Annotated in this window: 3 protein-coding genes and 3 pseudogenes; all 6 read right to left on the reverse strand. The window is 75.3% G+C overall.

From position 1 onward, the window contains the following. Window positions 1–194 (reverse strand): AMP-binding protein (locus JNW89_RS30715; protein ID WP_238451740.1); only part of this gene is annotated, 194 nt, incomplete at its 3' end. 109 nt (window positions 195–303) lie between these two features. Beyond that, window positions 304–1,497 (reverse strand): annotated as a pseudogene (locus JNW89_RS30720) (condensation domain-containing protein); the annotation flags it as partial. Window positions 1,498–1,621: 124 nt separating this feature from the next. After that, window positions 1,622–1,903, reverse strand: a pseudogene (locus tag JNW89_RS37030) (condensation domain-containing protein); the annotation flags it as partial. Further along, window positions 1,900–2,087: pseudogene (locus JNW89_RS30725) on the reverse strand (MbtH family protein). The pseudogenes JNW89_RS30725 and JNW89_RS37030, both read right to left, overlap by 4 nt. Further along, complete coding sequence (locus JNW89_RS30730) at window positions 2,087–3,040, reverse strand: TauD/TfdA family dioxygenase (RefSeq protein ID WP_238451738.1); 954 nt, start codon at window positions 3,038–3,040, stop codon at window positions 2,087–2,089. The pseudogene JNW89_RS30725 and the gene JNW89_RS30730 overlap by 1 nt, the downstream one beginning before the upstream one ends. 27 nt (window positions 3,041–3,067) lie before the next feature. Continuing rightward, window positions 3,068–3,695, reverse strand: a 628-nt coding sequence (locus JNW89_RS30735) for an acyl carrier protein (protein ID WP_238451739.1), incomplete at its 5' end; no start/stop codon positions are given.

Here is a 3,695-nt window from a genome sequence, read left to right on the forward strand (position 1 = left end):
ACCACCGCGCCGGCGGGCACCAGCGCGGCGGTCTCCGGCAGGGCCAGCACCAGCGCCGGCTCCGCGTCGGCGAGCAGGTACGCGATCCGGCCGGCCGGGTAGCCGGTGTCGACCGGGACGTACGCGGCGCCGGACTTGAGCACGGCGAGGACGGCGACCAGCAGCTCGGGCGAGCGGGGCAGGGCGAGCGCCACCCGGGCCTCCGGGGCGGCGCCCCGCGGCGGGCACCAGCGCGGCGGTCTCCGGCAGGGCCAGCACCAGCGCCGGCTCCGCGTCGGCGAGCAGGTACGCGATCCGGCCGGCCGGGTAGCCGGTGTCGACCGGGACGTACGCGGCGCCGGACTTGAGCACGGCGAGGACGGCGACCAGCAGCTCGGGCGAGCGGGGCAGGGCGAGCGCCACCCGGGCCTCCGGGGCGGCGCSCCCGGCCACCAGCACCCGGGCGAGCCGGTTGGCGGCGGCGTTCAGCTCGGCGTACGTGAGCGAGACGCCCTCGCAGACCAGGGCGACGGCGTCCGGGGTGGCGGCGGCCTGCCGCTGCACCCGCTCGATGACCGAACGGAACGCCGGGGTGGCGTCCTCGCCGTTCCAGGCCCGCAGGACGAGGTCCCGCTCGGCGTCGTCGAGCAGCGGCAGGGCGGAGACCGGCTGCCCCGGGTCGTCGACGGCGGCGGTGAGCAGCCGCACGTAGCGCGCGACCACCGCCTCGGCGGTGCCCCGGTCGAACAGGTCGGTGCGGTAGACCAGGCGGCTCTCGCCGGTGGTGACGTCGAAGGCGAAGTCGTCCTTGGTAGTGCCCAGCTCCACCGGGTCCAGCCCGGAGTCCGGGATGAAGTTCAGCGCCGTCTGGAAGATCGGCTGCACGGACGGGTCGCGCTGCGGGGCGACCGCCTCGACGATCCGCTGGAACGGGGTCTGGCCGTGCTCCATCGCGTCCACCAGGCCGGCGCGGACCCGGCCGAGCAGCTCGGTGAAGCTGGGGTCGCCGCCGAGGTCGCAGCGCAGCGCCACCGGGTTGACGAACATGCCGATCAGCGGGGTCAGCTCGGCGGTGTCCCGGCCGGCGGTGGAGACGCCGACCACCACGTCGGTGTCGCCGGAGATCCGCGACAGCAGGGCGGCGAACCCGGCCAGCAGCACCATGTACGGGGTGGCCGCCGACCCGGCGGCGAGCCGGCCGACCCGGTCGAGCAGCCCGTCGGGCAGGGCGAAGCGCACCTCGTCGCCGGCGAAACCGAGCTGGGCCGGGCGGGGGCGGTCCAGCGGCAGGCCGGTGACCGCCGGCGCACCGGCGAGGTGGCCGGTCCAGAAGGCGAGCTGGCGGTCCAGCTCCGCGCCGGTGAGCTGGCCGCGCTGCCAGACCGCGAAGTCGGCGTACTGGATGGGCAGCTCGGGCACGGCGGCGGGCGCGCCGGTCAGCGCGGCCTCGCTGAACGCGGCCAGTTCGGCCACCAGCAGCACCGCCGAGTGGCTGTCGAAGACGGCGTGGTGGACCACGAACAGCAGCGTCCAGGCGTCGTCGAGGCGGACCAGCCGGGCCCGCCACAGCGGCGGGGGCGTCCAGCGGGATCGGGGTGCGGGCCAGCTCGGTACGCAGGGCGGCGTACCGGGCGGCCCGCTCGGCCTCGGGCAGGTCGCGCAGGTCGTCGGCGGGCAGCCGGACCGGCTCGTGCTCGCGCACCACCTGCACCAGGGCGCCGTCGTCCATCCGCAGGTGGGTGCGGAGCGCCTCGTGCCGGGCGACGACCCGGCCGACGACCTCGCCGGCGGTGTCGGCGTCGATGCCGGCCGGGAAGCGCCACGGGGTGGAGACGTTGTAGACCGGCGAGGCGGTGTCCAACTGGTTGGCCAGCCACACCCGCTCCTGGGCGAAGGAGGCCGGGAAGGTCCACTCCCGGGTCATGACGGCACCTCCCGCACGGAGCGGGGACGCATGTCGGTCCAGACGGTGTCGACGTGGGACAGGCACTCCTCGCGGGTGCGGCGAAGCCGGCGTCGTGCCACCCGGTGGGCAGCTCCCGGTCGGCCGGCCAGATCGAGTACTGCTCCTCGTCGTTGCGGACGACCAGGAATCGGGATTCGGCCATCAGTGCTCTCCAGCGCTCTCGGGGGTGTGCGGTTCGGCCATCGCCACGGCGATCCGGCGGGCCCCGGTGAAGGGCTCCCGGCCGTGCGCGGCGGTCATGTTGTCGACCACCAGCACGTCGTCGCGCCGGTAGTCGAAGCGGACGCTGGCGGCCCGGTACGCGGCCCGCAGGTGGTCCATGACGTCGGCGGGGATCTCGCCGCCGTCGCCGTAGTAGGTGTTCGCCGGCAGCCCGTCGGCGCCGAACATGTCCAGCAGGCCCTCCTGGTAGTCCTTGGGGAGGGTGCTCACGTGGAAGAAGGTGGCGTGGTTGAACCAGCGCGGGGTGTCCGAGCCGGGCCGGTGGTGCACCACGTCCCGCACCGCCCGGGTGCGCAGCCCGTCCGCGCCGACCCACTCCAGCCGGATCCGGTTCGCCGCCGCGTACGCCTCGACCTCGGCCCGGTCGTCGGTGCCGAACACGTCCTGCCAGCGGGTGCCGAAGTCGGCGTGGAAGTTGCGCACCAGCATCCAGCGCCGCCGCACGAACTCCTCGCGGACCGCCGGGTCGATCTCGGCGTACACCCGGCGGACGTCGGCGAGCGGGGTGGCGCCGAGGGTGTCCGGCGGGCTGATGCAGTAGAAGAACAGCGTCAACGGCCAGCGCGCCTGGTACGAGTTCTCGTTGTGCAGGAAGATCTCCTCGTCCGGCGGGTAGTCGGTCGAGGTGTAGACCCGACCCTTGATGGCGTGCCGGGGTGAGGACCGCTCGGTGTAGGTCAGCGGCTCGCCGGAGAACGCGCGGACCACCCGGTCGAAGCCGTCCACCCCGCCGACGACGAAGCCGCGGAACAGCAGCCCGCCGTGGGCGGCGAGCGTGGCGCGCAGCTCCGTCCGCCGCCGGTCGATCAGCTCGGTCAGTGGTGTGCCGTCGTTCTCGACGACCACCGGCAGCGTGGCGATCGTGTCGCTCATTGCTCTGTCACTCCTGTTTCTCGACGCTCAGTCGCGGGGCAGCCGCGGGATGGCGGGGATGGTGGCCGGGGCGGGCTCGTCGGCGGGCGCGGCGGTGGCGCGCAGCTCCTCGATCCGGGCCGCCAGGCCGGCGACGGTCGGGGTCTCGAAGAGGCTGCGCATCGGCAGCCGCACCCCCGTCGCCTTGCGCATCGCGGCGATCAGCTGGACCGCGACCAGGGAGTTGCCGCCGAGGGCGAAGAAGTCGTCGTCCACGCCCACCTCGGCCGCCCCCCAGCCCGTCCCGCCAGACCTGGGCGATGGTGATCTCCAGCTCGGTGCGCGGCGCGGCGGAGCCGGCGCCGCCGCCGGCCGGGGGCGGCGAGGGCCGGCTCGTCGGGTGGTCTCCAGGCTCCCGGTGGTGACCCGGGAGGCGCGGCCGCGAATGTCGTCGACGGTCCGGGTGGCGATCACGACCTGCGCGCCGAGCCCGGCGGTGAGGCTGCGGCGGAACGCCTCGGCCCCGTCGACCGGCCGGATGTCCTCGGTCGGCACACCCGGCTCCGGGGCGGCCGCCTGCGCCGGTGCGTCCGCCGTGGCCAGCCCGCCGGTCACCGCGCCCTGGTCGACCCGGCGCAGCACGAAATCGCTGATCGCGACCAGCTCCCGGCCGTCG

The organism is Micromonospora sp. 4G55 (assembly GCF_016803375.1).